The following is a 19,369-nucleotide window of genomic DNA, read 5'->3' on the forward strand; positions in this document are numbered from 1 at the left end:
GCGACACATAGAAAAGAGGACTGAATGGCGAGTAACAACGTAGCCCAATTTGCCACCGAACTGAAGATGCCTGCAGATTTGCTGCTGACGCAGCTGCGTTCTGCCGGCGTCGAAAAAAGTTCGACGTCAGATCCATTGTCGAAAGATGATAAGGATAAGCTGCTGGATCACCTGCGCCGTACCCACGGCGCATCGGCGGACACGGAAAAAAAGAAGATCACGCTGACGCGCAAAGAAACCACTGAAATCAAGCAGGCCGACGCCAATGGCAAGGCCCGCACGATTCAGGTCGCTGTGAAGAAGGTGCGTACCTTCGTCCAGCGCGACGAGCCGGTCACCGCCGCGCCGGCGGCGCCTGCCGCCCCGGTCGTGGACCCGGCCGAAGTCGCCCGTCGTGAAGAGGAAGCCCGCAAGCAAGCGGAACTGATCGCACGTCAGGAAGCGGATCTGCGCGAGAAGCAGGAACATCTGGCCAAGCTGGAGTCGGAGAAGGAAGCGCAAGCACGCGCCACCGCCGCCGCCGAAGCCGAAGCCAAGAAGGAAGCCGACGCGGAAGCCAAGAAAGCCGCCGCCAAGGCAGCCGCCGCCGCGACCGCCGCGGCCTCCGGCGCCGCGCCGGTAGCCGATACCGCCGCCGAGGAAAAGAAAAAAGCCGCCGCCGAGGAAGCCAAGAAGAAGGCCGCCGCCGCCGCCAAGGAAGCCGCCGAAAAAGCGGCCGCCACCGAGCTGGCGCGCAAAGCCGTGGCCGACGAAGTGGCCCAGATCAAGGCCATGATGAACGCGCCGCGTCGCGCCATCAAAGCCCCTGAACCAGCGCCCGCGCCGGTCAAGGCCAAGGTCGCCGAAGGCACGCTGCACAAGCCGGCCACCGGCGCCGTCGCCAAACCGGGCGACAAGCCTGGCGACAAGAAGCCGGTCACCGCCGACAAGAAGTCGATCAAGTCGGCCAATGTCTCGTCGACCTGGCAGGACGACGCCAAGAAACGTGGCGCGCCTGGCGCGGCCAACAAAGGCCGTGGCAACACCGGTTCGACCGGCGGCCGCGACGGCTGGCGCAGTGGTGGCAAAGGTGGCGGCCGTCGTGGCTCGCACGCCGATGACCGCGAAACCAACTTCCAGGCCCCGACCGAAGCCGTCATCAAAGACGTCTACGTGCCGGAGACCATCACCGTCGCCGAACTGGCGCACAAGATGTCGGTCAAGGCTTCCGAAGTCATCAAGCAATTGATGAAACTGGGCCAGATGTGCACCATCAACCAGGTGCTGGATCAGGAAACCGCGATGATTCTGGTCGAGGAGATGGGCCACAAAGCCTTCGCCGCCGAACAGGACGATCCGGAAGCGCTGCTGGCGGACCAGGGTGAGCATGCTCACTTCGAAGCCGTCGCCCGCGCGCCGGTGGTGACCGTCATGGGTCACGTCGACCACGGTAAGACCTCGCTGCTGGATTACATCCGCCGCGCCAAAGTGGCGTCGGGCGAAGCCGGCGGCATTACCCAGCACATCGGCGCATACCACGTGGACACCCCGCGCGGCATGATCACCTTCCTGGATACCCCGGGTCACGAAGCCTTTACGGCGATGCGTGCCCGCGGCGCCAAAGCGACCGACATCGTCATCCTGGTGGTGGCGGCGGACGACGGCGTGATGCCGCAAACGAAGGAAGCGATCGCCCACGCCAAAGCGGCCGGCGTGCCGCTGGTTGTCGCGATCAACAAGGTCGACAAACCGGGCGGCAACGTGGACCGCGTGACGCAGGAACTGGTCGCGGAACAAGTGGTGCCGGAAGAATACGGTGGCGAATCGCCATTCGTGCCGGTGTCGGCGAAAACCGGCCAGGGCATCGACGCGCTGCTGGAGCAAGTGCTGCTGCAAGCCGAGGTGCTGGAACTGAAAGCGCCGATCGATTCGCCGGCCCGTGGCCTGGTGGTCGAGGGTCGTCTGGACAAGGGCAAGGGCCCGGTCGCGACCATCCTGGTGCAGTCCGGTACGCTGAAGCGCGGCGACGTGATCCTGGCCGGTTCCTCCTTCGGCCGCGTCCGCGCGATGCTGGACGAGAACGGCAAGCCGATCAACGAAGCCGGTCCGTCGATCCCGGTCGAAATCCAGGGCCTGACCGAAGTGCCGCAAGCCGGTGAAGAAGTCATGGTCATGGCCGACGAACGCAAGGCGCGCGAAATCGGTCTGTTCCGTCAAGGTAAGTTCCGCGACGTGAAACTGGCCAAGCAGCAAGCCGCGAAGCTGGAAAACATGTTCGACCAGATGGCCGAAGGCGAAGTCAAAAACCTGCCGTTGATCATCAAGACCGACGTGCAGGGTTCGCAAGAAGCGCTGGTGTCGTCGTTGCAGAAACTGTCGACCTCGGAAGTTCGCGTCCAGATCGTGCACGCGGCGGTCGGCGGCATCACCGAGTCGGACGTCAATCTGGCGGTGGCCTCGAAAGCGGTCATCATCGGCTTCAACGCCCGTGCCGATGCACAGGCGCGCAAGCTGGCCGAGTCGAACGGTGTGGACATTCGCTACTACAACATCATTTACGATGCGATCGACGAGATCAAATCGGCGTTGTCGGGCATGTTGGCGCCGGAGAAGCGCGAGACCGTCATCGGTCAGGTCGAGATTCGCCAGGTCATCCTGGTCTCGAAAGTCGGCGCCATCGCCGGTTGCCTGGTCACCGATGGCGTGGTCAAGCGTTCCTCGTCGGTACGCCTGCTGCGCAACAACATCGTGGTGTGGACCGGCGAGATCGATTCGCTCAAACGCTTCAAGGACGACGCGAAAGAAGTGCGCGCCGGTCTGGAGTGCGGCCTGTCGCTGAAGAACTACAACGACATCCAGGTGGGCGACTCCCTGGAAGTGTTCGAAGTTCAGGAAATCGCCCGTACGCTGTAATCGCTGGCGATCAGAGCAGTAACTGGTGAAGTGGACGGGGGCATCAGCTCCCGTCCACTTGCCGTTTTAGGGAAAGCAGTACGCATCATGGCAAAACATAGCAAAAACATTCCACAGCGCGGTCAGCGCGTGGCGGACCAGATCCAGCGCGACCTGTCCGAAATCATCGCCTACGAATTGAAGGATCCGCGCGTCGGCATGATCACCATCACCGAAGTGCAGGTGACCCCGGATTACGCGCACGCCAAGATCTTCTTCACCATGCTGAAAGACAGCAAGGAGCAGGTCAAGAACACCGTCGACGGTCTGAGCGCGGCGGCCGGCTACATGCGCGGCCAGCTGGGCAAGCGCCTGCACATCCACACGCTGCCGGCGCTGCACTTCGTGCACGACACCTCGACCGCGCGCGGCATGGAACTGTCGCTGCTGATCGACCAGGCCAACAGCACCCGTTCGCTGGACGACGAGGGCGACGCGCCCGCCACCGAAGGCAAGGCCGAAGAATAAGCCGTCGCGGCCGCACCTATGAAGCAAAACCATCCTAAAAAAGTCCGCGACCTGGTCGACGGCGTGCTGCTGCTCGACAAGCCGGTCGGCTTTTCCAGCAACGATGCACTGATCAAGGCCAAGCGCGTGCTGAACGCCAAGAAGGCGGGCCACACCGGCACGCTGGACCCGTTCGCCACCGGCTTGCTGCCGCTGTGCTTTGGCGAGGCCACCAAGTTCTCGCAGGACTTGCTGGAATCCGACAAGACCTACGAGACCACGGTCCACCTCGGCCAGACCACCGACACCGGCGACACCGAAGGCGAAGTGATCGACAGCCGCGCGGTCGACGTCACGCTGGAGCAGATCCACGCCGTGCTGGCACAATTCCGCGGCCCGATCGCGCAAGTGCCGCCGATGTACTCGGCCCTGAAGCGCGACGGCAAGCCGCTGTACGAATACGCCCGCGCCGGCATCACGCTGGAGCGCGAAGCGCGCAACGTGGTGATCCACAAGCTGGAGCTGGTGGCGTACGAGGCGCCGTTCCTCAAGCTGTCGGTCACCTGCAGCAAGGGCACCTACATCCGCGTGCTGGGCCAGGACATCGGCGAAGCGCTCGGCTGCGGCGCCCACCTGAACGCGCTGCGCCGCACGCAAGTCGGGCCGCTGACGATGGACAACATGATCACGCTGGAGGCGCTGTCCGCGCACGCCGAACCGTTGAGCCTGCTGGCCCCGGTCGACGCGCTGCTGGCCAGCTTCCCGGCGGTGCAACTGAGCGCCGATCTGGCGAAACGTTTCCTGAACGGTCAGCGCCTGGCGCTGGGCAAAGAAGCAATCACCGTTCCGGCGGAGCAGGGCAGGGTGCGCGTCTATCTCGACGCCAAGCTGCTGGGCACCGCTATTCTTGGCGAGTACAGCATCTTGGCGCCGGAGCGATTAATCGCCTTTGCCGCGCAATAAAGCGTTAGAGTTGCAACGCAACATGCTATACTAGCCGGCTACCCGTACAGTTCGTACGTACCCGCAGTTTCTCAGCAAATATAACCACCATGTCTACTACTAAACGCGCAATTCGCAACATCGCCATCATCGCTCACGTTGACCACGGTAAAACTACCCTCGTGGACCAACTGCTGCGCCAGTCCGGCACCTTCCGTGAAAACCAGGCGGTCGATACCCGTGTCATGGACTCGAACGACCTCGAAAAAGAGCGCGGCATTACGATTCTGTCGAAGAACTGCGCTGTTGAGTACGAAGGCACCCACATCAACATCGTCGACACCCCAGGCCACGCCGACTTCGGCGGCGAAGTCGAGCGCGTGCTGTCGATGGTGGACTCGGTTCTGCTGCTGATCGATGCGCAGGAAGGCCCGATGCCACAGACCCGCTTCGTGACGCGTAAAGCGCTGGCGCTGGGCCTGAAGCCTATCGTCGTGGTCAACAAGGTCGACCGTCCAGGCGCGCGTCCTGAGTGGGCGATCAACCAGACTTTCGAACTGTTCGACAAGCTGGGCGCGACCGATGAGCAACTGGACTTCCCAGTGGTCTACGCTTCGGGCCTGAACGGTTACGCCGGCCTGACCGAAGACGTGCGCGAAGGCGACATGAAGCCGCTGTTCGACGCCATCCTGGAACACGTGCCAGTCCGCGACGACAATCCGGAAGGCCCGCTGCAGATGCAAATCACCTCGCTGGACTACTCGTCCTACGTCGGCAAGATCGGCATTGGCCGCGTCAACCGCGGCACCGTCAAGGTCGGCCAGGACGTTCTGGTCATCAATGGCCCAGGCGCCACCCCGATCAAGGGCCGCATCAACCAGGTGCTGAACTTCAAGGGCCTGGAGCGCGTGCTGGTCGACGAAGCCGTCGCCGGCGACATCTGCCTGATCAACGGTATCGATGAAATCGGCATCGGTTCGACGCTGTGCGCGACCGACACCCCTGACCCGCTGCCGATGCTGACCGTCGACGAGCCGACGCTGACCATGAACTTCATGGTCAACAACTCGCCGCTGGCCGGCCGCGAAGGCAAGTTCGTCACCTCGCGCCAGCTGCGCGATCGTCTGGACAAGGAACTGAAAGCCAACGTCGCGCTGCGCGTCGCGCAAACCGACGACGACACGATCTTCGAAGTATCGGGTCGCGGCGAGCTGCACCTGACCATCCTGATCGAAAACATGCGTCGCGAAGGCTTCGAGCTGGCCGTATCGCGTCCACGCGTGGTGTTCAAAATGGTGGATGGCGTGCGCCACGAGCCGTTCGAGCAACTGTCGGTCGACGTTGAAGAAGCCAACCAGGGCGGCGTCATGGAAGAACTGGGCCGTCGTCGCGGCGACCTGCAGAACATGGAATCGGACGGCAAAGGCCGTGTGCGTCTGGAATACCGTATTCCTGCGCGTGGCCTGATCGGCTTCCAGGGCGAGTTCATGACCCTGACCCGTGGTACCGGTCTGATGTCGCACGTGTTCGATGCCTACGCTCCGGTCGACAACACCAAGGGCGAACTGGGCGGCCGTCGCAACGGCGTGCTGATTTCGCAGGACGACGGCGCCGCCGTGGCCTACGCCATCTGGAAACTGCAGGATCGCGGCCGCATGTTCGTGGTCCACAACGACCCGGTCTACGAAGGCATGATCATCGGCATCCACTCGCGCGACAACGATCTGGTTGTGAACCCGATCAAGGGCAAGCAGCTGACCAACGTGCGTTCGTCGGGTACCGACGAAGCCGTGCGCCTGGTGCCGCCGATCCAGATGTCGCTGGAATACGCCGTGGAATTCATCGACGACGACGAACTGGTGGAAATCACCCCGAAATCGATCCGTCTGCGCAAGCGCTTCCTGAAAGAGCACGAGCGTAAGAAAGCATCGCGCGACGCGTAATCGCTCAGCGATACAGAGAAGCCGCCCTCCGGGGCGGTTTTTTTTTGGCCATCATCTGTTTGGAGGATGAGTCCCGGTGGAAATGTCGATATGCTAAGTTTTGCCCGCCTTGGGCTGACCTACACTGGGGATACATCATGCATCTGATCACTTCACGCCTGTTAAAGACGCTATGCGGACTGGCCATGCTGGCGACATTCCAGGCAAGGGCCGACACCGCCTACACGGCGGACTTCAGCACCGCCGCGCTGGATCCGGGTTTGGCCGCCAGCATGTATAAAAACGGCGCCTGGTCGCCGGGCGTGGTGATGCCATGGATCGTCAGCACCGGCAGCGGCTATTTGTTGCTGGCCAAGACCGTCTCCTTGCCGGGCCAGCCGTTTGCCGACGGTCCGCACGTGCAAACCCAGGTCGGCGTCACCGGCGATTTCGTCGCCACCGTCACGGCGGACTCGTCCTACAACGGCGCCGGCGGCGCCGGCTTCTTCATGGACTCGGCGGCAGGCTACACCGGTATCTCGTTCGGCACCAGCTGGCTCAACGACTCCGCCGGCGACGGCTATGCCAGCAACGGCTTCAGCGCCGTCAGCACCGCGCTGGTGACCTTGCAGATCAAGCGGGTCGGCGACACGCTGACCAAGAGCTACAAGCTGGACGGCCAGTCGGACTTTTCACTGATCTCCAGCCTGACCGCCACTACCGTGCCGGGTTGGGCGATCTTCGACCTGACCAATTATTCCGACCAGCCGGGCGCGGTGATGTTCAACAGCTTCAGCGTCATGCCGCTGGCGGCCGTGCCGGAAGCGGAGACCTGGGCCATGCTGCTGCTTGGTCTGGCGCTGGTCGGCGCGCGCGCTCAATCGTCGCGTCGCGGCGACAGAAAGTAAGCCGGCCATGGCCGGCAAGGGCAGGGAACTGTTGCGTATTAGTTTGCCTTTTCCGGTCCGCTGCGGTACTTTGATGCATGGCAGCATAAACGCATTGGAGGACGACGGTGAGCGACGACAAGAGCAATCCCTGGCTGAATTGGCCGGGCAATCCCTTCAACCTGGCCCAGCAGGCGACCGATTATTGGGTCGATGCCGCCCAGCGCTCGGTGCTGTTTTTGGACGTGCTGCGCCAGCGCGGCGACGAGCGCAACCACCGCGCCGAGCAGACCGCGCCGCACGTGCTCAGCTTCGCCTTCGACGTGGTGATGGACGGCCGCCATCTGGAGCGTCCGGTCAACTACGGCCTGTGCCACATCGCCCCGCCGGACGGCAAGGCGCCCGATGCCTCCAAGCGCCCCTTCATCGTGTTCGATCCGCGCGCCGGCCACGGCCCCGGCATCGGCGGCATGAAGCAGGACAGCGAAATCGGCGTGGTGCTGAAAGCCGGCCATCCCTGTTATTTCGTCGGCTTCCTGCCGAACCCGGTGCCGGGCCAGACCATCGAGGACGTGTGCCGCGCCGAAGCGCAATTCATCGCCAAGGTGGCCGAGCTGCATCCGCACGCCGACGGCAAGCCGGCCCTGATCGGCAATTGCCAGGCCGGCTGGCAGATCATGATGACCAGCGCGCTCAATCCCGACCTGGTCGGCCCGCTGGTGCTGGCCGGCGCGCCGCTGTCGTACTGGGCCGGCGTGCGCGGCAAGAATCCGATGCGCTACCTCGGCGGCGCGCTCGGCGGCACCTGGATGACGGCGCTGGCCGGCGACCTCGGCAACGGCATTTTCGACGGCGCGCAGCTGGTCGAGAATTTCGAGAAGATGAATCCGTCGAACACGCTGTGGAGCAAGAACTACAACGTGTATTCCAAGATCGACACCGAGGCGCAGCGCTTCCTCGACTTTGAAAAGTGGTGGGGCAATCCGGTGCTGCTGAACGCCGGCGAGATGCAGTACATCGCCGACTCGCTGTTCGTCGGCAACCGCCTCAGCGACGCCGCGCTGCTCGACAGCGACGGCCACCGCATCGACCTGCGCAACATCAAGTCGCCGATCGTGGTGTTCTGCTCGTGGGGCGACGACATCACGCCGCCGCAGCAGGCGCTGGGCTGGGTGCTGGACCTGTACGAGAGCGACGCCGAACTGGTGGCGGGCGGCCAGACCATCATCTACTCGATGCACCAGAGCATAGGCCACCTGGGCATCTTCGTTTCCGCATCGGTGGCCAACAAGGAACACGAGGAATTCACGGCGGCGATGGACATGATCGACATCATGCCGCCCGGCCTGTACGAGGCGGTGTTCCTCGACAAGGATGAGGAAATGCTGCAGGCGGAAATCGCCGCCGGCGATCTGATGGGCGGCGACTACGTGATGCGCTTCGAACGGCGCGGCCTGGACGCGCTGCGCGCGCTGGGCGGCAACGACGTCGAGGACGAGCGCCGCTTCGCCACCGTGGCGCGGGTGTCGGAAATCAACAAGAACCTGTACAACACCTTCGGCAGCCCGCTGGTGAAGAAACTGGTGACCGAGGCCAGCGCCGAGAAGCTGCGCGAATCGCATCCGCTGCGCCGGCGCTACACGGCGTTCTCCAGCAAGAACCCGCTGCTGAACACGATTCCGCAGCTGGCCGAGCAGGTGCGCGCCCAGCGCCGGCCGGTGGCCAAGGACAACGTCTTCATGCAGATGCAGGAGACGATGTCGCAGCAGATCGTCGAAGCGCTGGACCGCTACCGCGACGCGCGCGACCAGGCCACCGAGCAGATGTTCCTCAACGTCTACGGCTCGCCGATGTTGCAGGCCCTGGTCGGCTTGAACAGCGACGGCGGCAAGCCGCGCCGCATCGGCCGCGACATCGCGCGCGAGGCGGCCGGCACCGCGCACCGCGCCGCGCTGGCGCTGAAGACGGCGGAGGGCGGCGTCACCGAGGCCATCGTGCGCGGCCTGCTGTACATCTATCGCAGCCCGGAAATGAGCGCGGCCGACGAGCGCGCCTTCGCGACGATCCGCCAGCTCAAGCTGCGCACCTCGGACGACAAGGCGATGAGCGTGACGCTGTTCAAGACCATCCTGCGCGAGCAGTATCTGATGTTGCAGGTGGACGAGGCGGCGGCGATGCGCGACCTGCCGTTGCTGCTGCCGGACGAGCCGGAAGCGCGCGCCACGGCGCTGGCCATCGTGCGCCAGGTGGCGGGCGCCACCGGCACGCTGACCGGCGACGGCGCGGCGCGGCTGGACCGCGTGGCCGAGATGTTCGGCCCGCAGGCGCCCAAGCTGGCGGTGGTGCGCAAACGGAAGAAAGAGGGCTGATCAGGCCAGCGGCTTGTGCATGAAGACGCTGAGCGGATCGTCGCCGTAGTCGCCGTACGGTCCGCAGGGGGTGAAGCCGTGGCGCTGGTACAGGCCCAGCGCTTCCGGTTGCGCCGGGCCGGTCTCCAGCACCATGCGCGCCACGCCGGCGTCGCGCGCCGCTTGTTCCAGCTTGTCCAGCAGGCGTTTGGCGGCGCCCTTGCCGCGACAGGACGGCTGCACGTACATGCGCTTGATCTCGCCGTACTCCGGCGTCAATACCACGGCGGCGCAGCCGGCCACCGTGCCGACCTCGTCGCGCAGCACCGCGAACTTGACCTGCGGCTGCATCAGCGCCTGCAAGTCCAGTGCGTACACCGACTCCGGCGGATACAGCGTCAGCTGGTAGGCGTCGAGGTCGGCGATCAGGGCGATGACTTCGGGCTGGTTGGGCGATTCGAAGGCGATGTGCATGGCGGACAGTTTGGTGGATGATTAAATCCAGTATAATGGATTCCATGGATATTAACAAACTCATCGCCGGCCGGGTCGCCGCGCTGCGCGAAGCGAGCGGCTTGTCGCTGACGGCGCTGGCCGAGCGCAGCGGCGTCAGCCGCTCGAATATTTCACTGATCGAACGCGGCGAAAGCAGCGCCACCGCCACCGTGCTCGACAAACTGGCCGGCGCGCTGGGCGTGACGCTGGCGTCGCTGTTCGAAGCGGGCGGGGACGCGCCGACGCCGCCGTCGCCGCTGAATCCGGCCGCCGCGCAGGTGGTGTGGACCGACCCCATGTCCGGCTACGTGCGGCGGCAGTTGTCGCCGGCGCTGCGTTCGCCGATGCAGCTGGTGGAGGTGGTGTTCCCGCCCGGCCAACGGGTCGCCTACGACCAGGTGCGGCGCGAGGCCGACGTTCACCAGCAAGTCTGGCTGCTGGAAGGCGAGATGGAGATCACGGTCGGCGAACAGCACTGGCGCCTGGCTCCCGGCGACTGCCTGGCGCTGCGCGAAGACCAGCAAATCGTCTACGCCAACCCCGGCCGCCAACCCGCCCGCTACCTGGTCGGCCTGGTGACGCTGCCGTTTGCGATATAATGTCGACCCTTTCGCGATTCCTGTAGCGTAGCCGCCATGACCATCATCCAATTGCCGACCACCGACCCAGCGCCAGCCCCCGCAGTCCCGGGCCGCCGCCTGTCCGTCGCGCCGATGATGGACTGGACCGACCGCCACTGCCGCGTGTTCCACCGCGAGATCAGCAAGCACACTTGGCTGTACACCGAGATGGTCACCACCGGCGCGCTGGTCTACGGCGACGTCGAACGCCATCTGCGCTTCAACGAGGAAGAGCATCCGGTCGCGCTGCAGCTGGGCGGCAGCGATCCGGCCGACCTCGCCACCAGCGCCAAGCTGGGCGAGAAGTGGGGCTACGACGAGATCAACCTGAACTGCGGCTGCCCGTCGGAACGCGTGCAGAAGGGCGCTTTCGGCGCCTGCCTGATGGCCGAGCCGCAACTGGTGGCCGACTGCGTCAAGGCGATGCGCGACGCGGTGCAGATCGACGTCACGGTCAAACACCGCATCGGCATCGATAAAACCGAAAGCTACGACTTCGTCCGCGATTTCGTCGGCACCGTGGCCGAGGCCGGCTGCACGACGTTTATCGTGCACGCCCGCAACGCCATCCTGAAGGGCTTGTCGCCGAAGGAAAACCGGGAAATCCCGCCGCTGAAGTACGACTTCGCCTACCAGCTGAAAAAAGATTTCCCTGACTTCGAAATCATTATCAACGGCGGCATCAAGACCGAAGCCGAGATCGACGAGCATCTGAAGCACCTGGACGGGGTGATGCTGGGCCGCGAGGCCTATCACAATCCGTTCGTGATGGCCGGTTTCGACCAGCGCTACTACGGCGCCACGACCAGCGCCAAGACCCGCGAACAAGTCCTGGAAGCCATGATTCCCTACATTCAGGCCGAACTGGCGCGCTACGGCCATCATGGCTTGAAACTCAACTCCATCACCCGCCACATGCTGGGCCTGATGACCGGCTTGCCGGGCGCGCGCGCGTTCCGTCAGGTTTTGTCCGACTCCAAAAAGCTCGCCGCCGGCGACGCCAACCTCCTCCTCGAAGCCGCAGCCCGCCTGCGTATCGCAGCGTAACCACACAATTTCGGCGTAGAAACAACGGGACTGTTGGTATTTCCACGCAGAAAGTTCGTTTGCGTATTTTTGAGGCAGGTTTTGCTTGCTTTGAAGCAAAATTTGCATCTATAATTCCTGAATATACACACATATCCACCGTCTTCCGGTTGTGTATTCGGCTCAAAAAACTACATGCAAGCGCCGGTGGAGCCGCAAATTTTGCATTCGCAGTCATTGTTTGCTACTGTCACATATTATTACTTAGCAGCAAGGGCCAGGTGGATCGTGGCGTTCAAAAGACGTGCCATCCAGGGCAACTTCTCATCAACAGTGTCATTAAAGAAGAAGACGAAATGAATTTAGCAAAAATGAAAGTCGGTACGCGCCTGGGCCTGGGATTCGCGCTGGTTCTCTTGTTCCTGGTGGCCGTCACCACGGTCGGCATCTTCCGCATGGCGCAGATCCAGGATCGCCTGGATCACGTGATCAGCGTCAACAACGTGGTGTCGCGCCTGGTGGTCGACATGCGCGCCAACGTCAGCGATCGCGTCACTTCGCTGCGCATCCTGACCCTGATGACCGATGCCGGCGACATGGAACCGGAAATGAACCGCATCAAGGAACTGGGCGGCAAATACGCCGAGGCACAGAACAAATTGAGCGCGCAGTTCGCGCTGGAAGCCCTGCCGGAAGAAAAGGCATTGCTGGCGACCATCAAGGAGCAGGAAGCCATCGCCATGCCGGCGGTCGCCAAAGCGTCCGAACTGTGGCTGGCCAACAAGGCCGAAGAAGCAACCAAGGTGCTGATCAAGGAAATCCGTCCGGCACAGAAAAAATGGATGGCCGCGCTGGATCAACTGGCATCGCTGGAAGACAAGCTGAATGCGCAAGTGCAGGTCGACGCCGCCGCCGGCTTCTCCAGCGGTCGCAATTTCATGATCCTGATGGGCGTGCTGGCCGTGGCGATCTCGGTGGTCGCCGCCTACGTCATCACCCGTGGCCTGCTGAAGCAGCTGGGCGGCGAACCGGACTACACCGCTTCGATCGCCGGCAGCATCGCCAACGGCGACCTGTCGATCTACATCGACACCACCGGCAACGCCAAGGACAGCCTGCTGTCCGAGATGAAGGAAATGCGCGACAGCCTGGTCGACATCGTGGGCCAGGTCCGCTCCGGCACCGAAACCATCGGCACCGCCTCGCGTGAAATCGCCGCCGGCAATATCGATCTGTCGTCGCGTACCGAAATGCAAGCCAGCTCGCTGGAGAAAACCGCGTCGGCCATGGAAGAGCTGACCTCGACCGTGAAACAGAACGCCGACAACGCTCGTGAAGCCAATCAACTGGCGTCGGCCGCATCGGACGTCGCGATCAAGGGCGGCAAAGTGGTGTCGGAAGTGGTCAACACCATGAGCTCGATCGACGCATCGGCCAAGAAGATTGTGGACATCATCGGTGTGATCGATGGCATCGCCTTCCAGACCAACATCCTGGCGCTGAACGCCGCTGTTGAAGCGGCCCGTGCCGGCGAACAGGGCCGCGGCTTCGCCGTGGTGGCGTCGGAAGTGCGCAACCTGGCCCAGCGTTCCGCTGGCGCCGCCAAGGAAATCAAGATGCTGATCGATGACTCGGTCGAAAAAGTCGGCGCCGGCACCAAGCTGGTCGGCCAGGCCGGCGTGACGATGGACGAAGTGGTCGCTTCGGTCCGCCGCGTGACCGACATCATGAGCGAAATCGCCAACGCCAGCCAGGAACAGAGCGCTGGTATCGAACAGGTCAACGTGTCGATCATCGAGATGGACAGCATGACCCAACAAAATGCCGCGCTGGTGGAAGAAGCCGCCGCCGCAGCACAAAGCTTGCAAGACCAGGCCGCCGAGTTGTCCCGCGTGGTCAGCATCTTCAAGCTGGTGGAAGGTGAGGAGCGCGTCACGGCTCCGGTGTATCAACCAGCCGCCAAGGCAGTGGTCAAACCGATCGTTGCCCGCGCTCCAGTGAAGAAACTGGCGTCCTCGCCAGCGCCGGCACCGGCAGCCAAACCGAAAAAAGTCGCCTCGGCAGCCAGCACCGCCGGCAGCGACGAGTGGGAAGAGTTCTAAAACTTTGCCGCAGTCTGCCGCCGCGCTGTTGCGCGGCACGTAGGTCCGCTGTGGGATTCGATAAACCAGTGTTTAAAAATAATTAGTTGGGAAATTGCATTATGAACAAGTTTGTTTTCGCCGCCGTCATCCTGTCCGCCTCCACCGCCGCTTTCGCCGGTGAAGTGCCAGCCTCGCTGGACTCGAAAAACTGCAAAGCAGAATACCCTAAAGCATCGCTGATCAACGAAGAGCAGGGCGACGTGTCCATGGCCTTCCTGGTCGCCGCCGACGGCAACGTCGTTGAATCGAAAGTGGAAAAGTCGAGTGGTTACAAAAACCTGGACAAGGCCGCGATCAAGGCCCTGAGCGCCTGCAAGTTCAAGCCGGGCACCAAGGATGGTTCCGTGGCCCAGACCTGGACCAAAGTCGACTATAGCTGGAAGCTGTAAGACGCGTCAGCATCAAGATGGGTCGGGCCTGGCGCCCGGCCTGCGTGCCGGATTCTAAACACTTGGGGAAATCAGATGTCTACAAATAAGCGTTGGTTGAGTGTTATCGCAGCAGTGCTCGTATCGAGCGCACCGGCGGTGTTCGCCGCTGAAGTTCCGGCCAGTTTTGATGCTAAAACCTGCAAGGCCGAATACCCGAAAGCTTCGCTGATGAACGAAGAGCAGGGCACGGTGTCGATGTCCTTCCTGGTCAAGCCGGACGGCTCGGTGGTCGACTCCAAGGTCGACAAGAGCAGCGGTTTCAAGAATCTGGACAAGGCCGCCATCAAGGCGCTGAGCGCCTGCAAATTCAAGCCGGGCAGCAAGGACGGCGCCCCCGCCGAGACCTGGACCAAGGTCGACTACGCCTGGAAGCTGGATTGATCGGTATTGCAGTCAAAAAAGGAATCGCGTGCGATTCCTTTTTTTTCGCCTGCGGCATCGAGTGTAACAAGCTGTAATGGCAAGCGGGCGATGCCCAAGTTCCTTATATAGTACTATCTGGAACAAGGAGAAATGCCATGAAATCGATCATCGCTATCGCCGCGCTGGCGGCATTGACAGGTTGCGCGGTGCAGCAGCCGGGTTATTACGCCGCCACCCAGGTGCAGGACCCGTACCAGTGGCACACCGTCGCGGTGATGCCGTCGGGCGGTAGCGCGCCGTCGGGCACGTGGACTGAAGAATTGCCGCCGCAACGCAGCACCAGCTACGTCGCCAGCCAGCCGGTGTACACCACCAGCTACGTCGCCGCGCCGGTGTATTACGCCCCGGCGCCCGTGTACTACGCGCCGTCGCCGTCGTATTACTATCCGCCGGTGTCGATCGGCCTCGACTTCGTGTTCAGCAACCGTGGTTGGGGTGGCGGACGCGGCTGGGGTGGACGCGGCGGTTATCACCGTCGTTGACCGCTGCCGGCGCGCCGGCATGCAATCCGTCGCCGCGCCATCCCCCGGCGCGGCCGCTCAGGCGGCGATCAGATTCGGCTGGGTCGCCGACTGGGCTCTGCGCACCAGGTCCTGATACGACGCCGCCGTCGAACCGCTCTGCAGGTCCGCAATATTGGCCGGCGTGATCTTGAAGTTGCATTCGCCAAACAGCCGCTTCGCTTCCTCTTTCAGCGTGAACACATGGACGGCCGCGCGCGCCACGTCCTCGTCGCTCCTCGGCGTCGCCGCATGGAACACGTCCCGCTCGTCGATCAAACCCGAATTCATCACGATCGCCGCCATCACCGGGCTCGCCTTGACCATCGAGTACAAGAAATTCAGGTAGGTGCCGCGCCAATCGTCCATGAATTGGTCGCCGGTGTAGTGGGCCGCCGCGAAGGCCGGCATGGTGCCCCGCGCCACCATCGGCATTTCCTGTTCGGTAATCGGGGCGCCCTTGGCGGCCGCCTTGGGCTTGGCGCTGCCTTTGTGCTGGCCACGGGTGCGCACTTTCTGGAACATGGTCCGCGCTTCCAGCATGAAGGCCTGGATGCGGCGGTCTTCCAGCGCGTTGTAGACCATCTTGAAGACGAATTCGAAGCCGGCCAGCAGCAGATCGGCGATTTTCGACACCGTGCCGGCGCTGACCACGGTGAGCGTGGTGGAAATCGCGCCCTTGGCCATGGTCCAGGCCGAAACAGCCTGGCGCAGCGCGATGCCGCGATCGATGCCGCTGCGCAGGATGGCGAACGCGCCGTCGCTGGTGACCAGCTCGGTCTGCTGCACGGTGATCGTATGGCGGGTCCAGGCATCCTTGGCCAGGCCGGTCAGGCCGGACACGATGTCGCCGGCGCCGCCGACGAAGGTCGACGCCGCCTTCCACACCTGCGTGAACACCGGCTTGAGTGCCTTGGCCGCCATGGCGACGATGTCGCGCAGATCGCCGCCGAGTATCCGTTGCAAGGTGGTGCCTATCCAGTTGGCGAAGTTATTGCACTGCTCCTGCAGGAACTTGAACAGCTTGGCCTTGGCATCGGTGGTGGTGGCCGCCGTGTAGGCGCCGTAGCCGATGCCGCCGGCCGCCGCCGCGCCGGCCACGCTGCCGGTGACGATCTGGCCGGTGCCGTTTTTCAGCACGCCGATGACGCCGTTGGCGATGGCGTCGCTGGCGCCGGGAATCACGTCGATGATGCCGGGCGCCAGCGCCAGGCCGCCGAGCGCGTCCTTGTGCCATTCCCACTCGACGCGGATGTTGGCCATCAGCGTCACCATCATCTCGCGCGTGGCGCGGCGGTCTTCATCGTTGTTGCGGAATTTCTTGTCCAGCAGCGCCATCAGCGTGGCCACCGCCATCACGTCGTCCATCACATTGTTCTTGTTGCGCGCGCTGCGGTGGTCGGTGCTGACGCCGGAAAACGCTTCGTTCCTGGTCATCTTGTAGGCGAAGCCGCGATAGTTCTCCAGCGCCGCCTGCAGGTTGGCGGCGTTGCCGCCGTTGGTGATGTCCTTGATCCATGCGTCGTAGGCGCGGTCGACGATTTGCAGCGTCGGGCCGCGCGCCCTGGCGGTCTTGGTGCCGAAGAAGCTGCTGGTCAACAGGCCGTCGACATCGGTGGCGGCCTTCCACGCCTCCAGCGTTTGCGGCAGCTCGATTTTGCTCATCTCGGCCAAGCGCGTCGGATCGTCGAACTTCCTGGCCTGGATCTCGGTGGTGATCTCGGCCGCCTTCTCGCGGCTAAGGGCGCTGAAGTCTGCCGTATTTGCTTTGAGCATCGAGGTGACGTAAGCGAGGTCGAGTTTTTGCACGGGCATGATGGTAAGTCTCTTCAATGAAAAGGTTTGCCGAACTACCTAATAGAATTTTCCGTTAGGAAATTGCATCTATCTTATACCAGCGCCAACGCGCGGTCATCTTATATCAGCCCCGCGCCGCGCTCAGCGCGTAGGCGTGGCGCATGCGCTGGTCGATGCGCGCCATCAGCATCGAGCTCTTGAATTTCTTGATCAGCGCCGTGAACAGCAGCGAGGTGACGACGAAGTAGAAGCTGCAATAAATGTACACCGGCACCATGACGCTGGTGCCGGTGGCGGCGATCACGGTGTTGCAGCGGCTCACCAGCTCGCTCACGCCAACCAGCGACGAGGCGCTCGAGGCGACGAAGGAAATCAGGAACACATTGATCCAGGTCGGGATGAACAGCAGCGCGGCGCCGATGTCGCCGCGCGACCAGGCGCGGTAGGCCACCACCAGGCTCTCCGAGGTGAACGACAGCGGCGCCGCCGACAGGCCGATCACCGCCTTGACCCACTGCGGGATGTGCACGGTCCAGCCGGTGCCGATCACGGTGAATTCGCTGGGCAGCACGAACACCGCGTAAAAGATCAGCGCCAAGGTCGGCACGCCGCGCAGGAAGTGCGACAGCTGCTCGGCGAACGCGCCCAGCTTGCCGCCTTTCCTGACCCGCATCCAGGCCAGGCCGGCGCCGATCAGCGAGCCCAGCGTCACGGCGCAGATGGCGATGAAGATATTCCACATGAAGCCCTGCAGCAGGAACGGCGTCCAGGTCAGCAGGAAGGAGAAAGTGTCCATCATGATTGTCCCGCCACCGGCAGCAAGGCCTTTTCCATGTAATTGAAGATCCTGGTCCACAAGCTGGTGATCAGGAAGAAGGTAATCAGCAGCACCGTCATGGTCAGGAAAATATTGCCCTTTTCCGCGATCAGCAGGCTGCTGGCGCTCAGCAGTTCCGGGATGGCGATGGCCGAGGCGATCATGGTCTGCTTGGTCAGGTTGATCAGCGCCTGCTTGACTGGCCAGTTGGCGTAGCTGGCGGTGCGGCCCAGGTTGTTCAGCCGCAGCAGATAGCCGTCGTCGTAGGTGCGGATGTGCTTGGCCGCCTCCAGCAGCGCGCGCATCACCAGGCCCGCCGTGTAGTAGCCGGAGCAGAACGCCGCCACCGCGAACGCCGACAGCTTGATGCCGAAGTCGCGCATCAGCCAGCCGCCCATGCCGAAGAAGATCAGGTACATCATCAGCAGCGGTGGCGTCAGCCGTCCATAGGCCATCACGCCGTGCACCGCCGCGATGCCCAGGCCGCGCTTGCCGTCCACCAGCACCGAGACGCCGATGCCCAGCGTCAGGCTGATGGCGATGCTGCTGGCGATCAGCAGCATGGTGTAGACGATGCCGGTGACGAACTGGGTGCGGTCATAGGGGTCGTAGATGAAATTCAGGTCGACCCCCAGCTGTTCCTTGATCCACAGGCCGACTTTCTGCACCCCGCTGACTTCGTCGCTCGACACATACTCGACGCTGCGGCAGGCGGCGGTCCAGTGGCCGCTGGTGTTGCGCGCGCACACGTATTCGCCTTGCTCGTCTTTTTCCGACCAGAGGTGTTGCTGGGTCGTCAGCCAGCCGGTCGAGGCGATGCCCCATTTGTTGTTGGCCTCCAGCAGCCAGCCGCTGCGGTGCAGCTCGGCCAGGATGTCGCCCAGCGCCCGGTCCAGCGCGCCGCCCAGCTCGTTGCGGGCGATGAAGATCGCCATCGGCGTGATCAGCGCGTTCGGCAGCGGCATCGTGTAGCCGCTGAACAGCGCCTGCTGACGGGTGTTGTGCAGCGCCGCGGTGGCGTACAGGAAGCCGGTGCACTGGCCGTCCTGCAGCGCCAGATGCGCGTCGCGCACGGTCTTGTAGGTTTGCAGCGACAGTAGGTAGCGTTCGCTCATCGGCTTGTTGAAGTAGCTGCCCTGCACGGCGCAGATGGTGGATTGGCGCAGCATGCTCCAGGTTTCGACCGCCTGGCCCGGCCGGAACAGCACGTTGACGCTGGTTTCGTTGTAGCCCGGCTCGACGGCGGTGGCGATCTTGCGCCGCGCGGCGGTGTCGCCGACAGTGGCGAGCAGGATGTCGACCTCGCCCAGTTCCAGCTTCTGGAAGCGGTTTTCGGTGGTGATGCTGACTTTTTTGAGATTGACGTTCAGCTGCTTGGCGATCAGCTCGGCCACGTCGCTTTCGAAGCCGACGATTTCGTTGTTGGAATTGATCGAGTTGTACGGGCTGAAGTCGGTCTTGACGCCGATCCGGATGACATTCTTCTTGAGGATGTTGTCGAGCGCGGGGCTGTCGGAGGCGCGGGCGGCGCCGGCGATCAGGGTCAGCAAACACAAACCGATCAGGCCCAGCGTTTTCAAAAAATCTTTGTTGAGCATTTGTGCATGTTTTTCTGTGCCGGCATCGGGCGCCGGATGTT

General features: G+C 63.1%; 16 protein-coding genes. 12 read left to right on the forward strand and 4 right to left on the reverse strand.

What is annotated here, in order from left to right:
• Positions 1–24: 24 nt before the first annotated feature.
• The 6 genes from infB (at position 25) to GW587_RS17365 (ending at position 9,498) form a co-directional block, all read left to right on the forward strand.
• The gene (infB, locus tag GW587_RS17340; RefSeq protein ID WP_166105514.1) at positions 25–2,892 is read left to right on the forward strand and encodes a translation initiation factor IF-2; all 2,868 of its coding nucleotides are present in this window, start codon (positions 25–27) and stop codon (positions 2,890–2,892) included.
• A gap of 87 nt (positions 2,893–2,979) precedes the next feature.
• Complete coding sequence (rbfA, locus tag GW587_RS17345; RefSeq protein ID WP_166105516.1) at positions 2,980–3,399, forward strand: 30S ribosome-binding factor RbfA; 420 nt, start codon at positions 2,980–2,982, stop codon at positions 3,397–3,399.
• An 18-nt stretch (positions 3,400–3,417) separates the two neighbouring features.
• Complete coding sequence (gene truB / locus GW587_RS17350) at positions 3,418–4,341, forward strand: tRNA pseudouridine(55) synthase TruB (RefSeq protein ID WP_166105518.1); 924 nt, start codon at positions 3,418–3,420, stop codon at positions 4,339–4,341.
• Between the two features lie 89 nt (positions 4,342–4,430).
• Positions 4,431–6,263, forward strand: a complete 1,833-nt coding sequence (typA, locus tag GW587_RS17355) for a translational GTPase TypA (RefSeq protein WP_166105519.1) — start codon at positions 4,431–4,433, stop codon at positions 6,261–6,263.
• A 137-nt stretch (positions 6,264–6,400) separates the two neighbouring features.
• Positions 6,401–7,150, forward strand: coding sequence for a PEP-CTERM sorting domain-containing protein (locus GW587_RS17360; RefSeq protein WP_166105521.1), 750 nt, complete (start codon positions 6,401–6,403; stop codon positions 7,148–7,150).
• A gap of 107 nt (positions 7,151–7,257) precedes the next feature.
• Positions 7,258–9,498, forward strand: coding sequence for a DUF3141 domain-containing protein (locus GW587_RS17365; protein ID WP_166105523.1), 2,241 nt, complete (start codon positions 7,258–7,260; stop codon positions 9,496–9,498).
• On the opposite strand, the gene GW587_RS17370 is transcribed toward GW587_RS17365, so the two are convergent.
• A complete protein-coding gene (locus GW587_RS17370; protein WP_166105525.1) occupies positions 9,499–9,951 on the reverse strand; it encodes a GNAT family N-acetyltransferase in 453 nt (150 codons plus the stop codon).
• A 44-nt stretch (positions 9,952–9,995) separates the two neighbouring features.
• On the opposite strand from GW587_RS17370, the gene GW587_RS17375 reads away from it, so the two are divergent.
• The 6 genes from GW587_RS17375 (at position 9,996) to GW587_RS17400 (ending at position 15,098) form a co-directional block, all read left to right on the forward strand.
• Positions 9,996–10,571 (forward strand): helix-turn-helix domain-containing protein, encoded by a 576-nt coding sequence (locus tag GW587_RS17375; protein WP_166105526.1) that lies wholly within the window; start codon positions 9,996–9,998, stop codon positions 10,569–10,571.
• A gap of 36 nt (positions 10,572–10,607) precedes the next feature.
• On the forward strand, positions 10,608–11,639 hold the full coding sequence (dusA, locus tag GW587_RS17380) for a tRNA dihydrouridine(20/20a) synthase DusA (protein ID WP_166105527.1): 1,032 nt from the start codon (positions 10,608–10,610) through the stop codon (positions 11,637–11,639).
• A gap of 335 nt (positions 11,640–11,974) precedes the next feature.
• Positions 11,975–13,720: a methyl-accepting chemotaxis protein gene (locus GW587_RS17385; RefSeq protein ID WP_207393529.1), complete on the forward strand. Its 1,746-nt coding sequence runs from the start codon at positions 11,975–11,977 to the stop codon at positions 13,718–13,720.
• Positions 13,721–13,821: 101 nt separating this feature from the next.
• Positions 13,822–14,151, forward strand: a complete 330-nt coding sequence (locus GW587_RS17390; protein ID WP_166105529.1) for an energy transducer TonB — start codon at positions 13,822–13,824, stop codon at positions 14,149–14,151.
• 75 nt (positions 14,152–14,226) lie between these two features.
• The gene (locus GW587_RS17395) at positions 14,227–14,574 is read left to right on the forward strand and encodes an energy transducer TonB (protein ID WP_166105531.1); all 348 of its coding nucleotides are present in this window, start codon (positions 14,227–14,229) and stop codon (positions 14,572–14,574) included.
• A gap of 137 nt (positions 14,575–14,711) precedes the next feature.
• On the forward strand, positions 14,712–15,098 hold the full coding sequence (locus GW587_RS17400; protein WP_166105532.1) for a hypothetical protein: 387 nt from the start codon (positions 14,712–14,714) through the stop codon (positions 15,096–15,098).
• 57 nt (positions 15,099–15,155) lie between these two features.
• Here the strand turns inward: GW587_RS17400 and GW587_RS17405 are convergent, their stop codons facing one another.
• The 3 genes from GW587_RS17405 to GW587_RS17415 form a co-directional block, all read right to left on the reverse strand.
• Entirely contained in the window at positions 15,156–16,931 is a 1,776-nt protein-coding gene (locus tag GW587_RS17405) for a hypothetical protein (protein WP_166105534.1), read from the reverse strand.
• Positions 16,932–17,037: 106 nt separating this feature from the next.
• On the reverse strand, positions 17,038–17,712 hold the full coding sequence (locus tag GW587_RS17410; RefSeq protein WP_207393530.1) for an ABC transporter permease subunit: 675 nt from the start codon (positions 17,710–17,712) through the stop codon (positions 17,038–17,040).
• Entirely contained in the window at positions 17,709–19,328 is a 1,620-nt protein-coding gene (locus GW587_RS17415; protein WP_166105536.1) for a transporter substrate-binding domain-containing protein, read from the reverse strand. The genes GW587_RS17410 and GW587_RS17415 overlap by 4 nt, the downstream gene beginning before the upstream one ends.
• Positions 19,329–19,369 lie beyond the last annotated feature (41 nt).

This window comes from Duganella aceris (genome assembly GCF_011090165.1).
GTDB lineage: Bacteria > Pseudomonadota > Gammaproteobacteria > Burkholderiales > Burkholderiaceae_D > Rugamonas > Rugamonas aceris.

What these genes read in the sequence shown, in the direction of transcription:
- infB (WP_166105514.1), top strand. Translation starts at nt 25, where the DNA reads ATGGCGAGTAACAACGTAGCCCAATTTGCCACCGAACTGAAGATGCCT.
- rbfA (WP_166105516.1), top strand. Translation starts at nt 2,980, where the DNA reads ATGGCAAAACATAGCAAAAACATTCCACAGCGCGGTCAGCGCGTGGCG.
- truB (WP_166105518.1), top strand. Translation starts at nt 3,418, where the DNA reads ATGAAGCAAAACCATCCTAAAAAAGTCCGCGACCTGGTCGACGGCGTG.
- typA (WP_166105519.1), top strand. Translation starts at nt 4,431, where the DNA reads ATGTCTACTACTAAACGCGCAATTCGCAACATCGCCATCATCGCTCAC.
- GW587_RS17360 (WP_166105521.1), top strand. Translation starts at nt 6,401, where the DNA reads ATGCATCTGATCACTTCACGCCTGTTAAAGACGCTATGCGGACTGGCC.
- GW587_RS17370 (WP_166105525.1), bottom strand. Translation starts at nt 9,951, where the DNA reads ATGCACATCGCCTTCGAATCGCCCAACCAGCCCGAAGTCATCGCCCTG.
- GW587_RS17375 (WP_166105526.1), top strand. Translation starts at nt 9,996, where the DNA reads ATGGATATTAACAAACTCATCGCCGGCCGGGTCGCCGCGCTGCGCGAA.
- dusA (WP_166105527.1), top strand. Translation starts at nt 10,608, where the DNA reads ATGACCATCATCCAATTGCCGACCACCGACCCAGCGCCAGCCCCCGCA.
- GW587_RS17385 (WP_207393529.1), top strand. Translation starts at nt 11,975, where the DNA reads ATGAATTTAGCAAAAATGAAAGTCGGTACGCGCCTGGGCCTGGGATTC.
- GW587_RS17390 (WP_166105529.1), top strand. Translation starts at nt 13,822, where the DNA reads ATGAACAAGTTTGTTTTCGCCGCCGTCATCCTGTCCGCCTCCACCGCC.
- GW587_RS17395 (WP_166105531.1), top strand. Translation starts at nt 14,227, where the DNA reads ATGTCTACAAATAAGCGTTGGTTGAGTGTTATCGCAGCAGTGCTCGTA.
- GW587_RS17400 (WP_166105532.1), top strand. Translation starts at nt 14,712, where the DNA reads ATGAAATCGATCATCGCTATCGCCGCGCTGGCGGCATTGACAGGTTGC.
- GW587_RS17405 (WP_166105534.1), bottom strand. Translation starts at nt 16,931, where the DNA reads ATGCCCGTGCAAAAACTCGACCTCGCTTACGTCACCTCGATGCTCAAA.
- GW587_RS17410 (WP_207393530.1), bottom strand. Translation starts at nt 17,712, where the DNA reads ATGATGGACACTTTCTCCTTCCTGCTGACCTGGACGCCGTTCCTGCTG.
- GW587_RS17415 (WP_166105536.1), bottom strand. Translation starts at nt 19,328, where the DNA reads ATGCTCAACAAAGATTTTTTGAAAACGCTGGGCCTGATCGGTTTGTGT.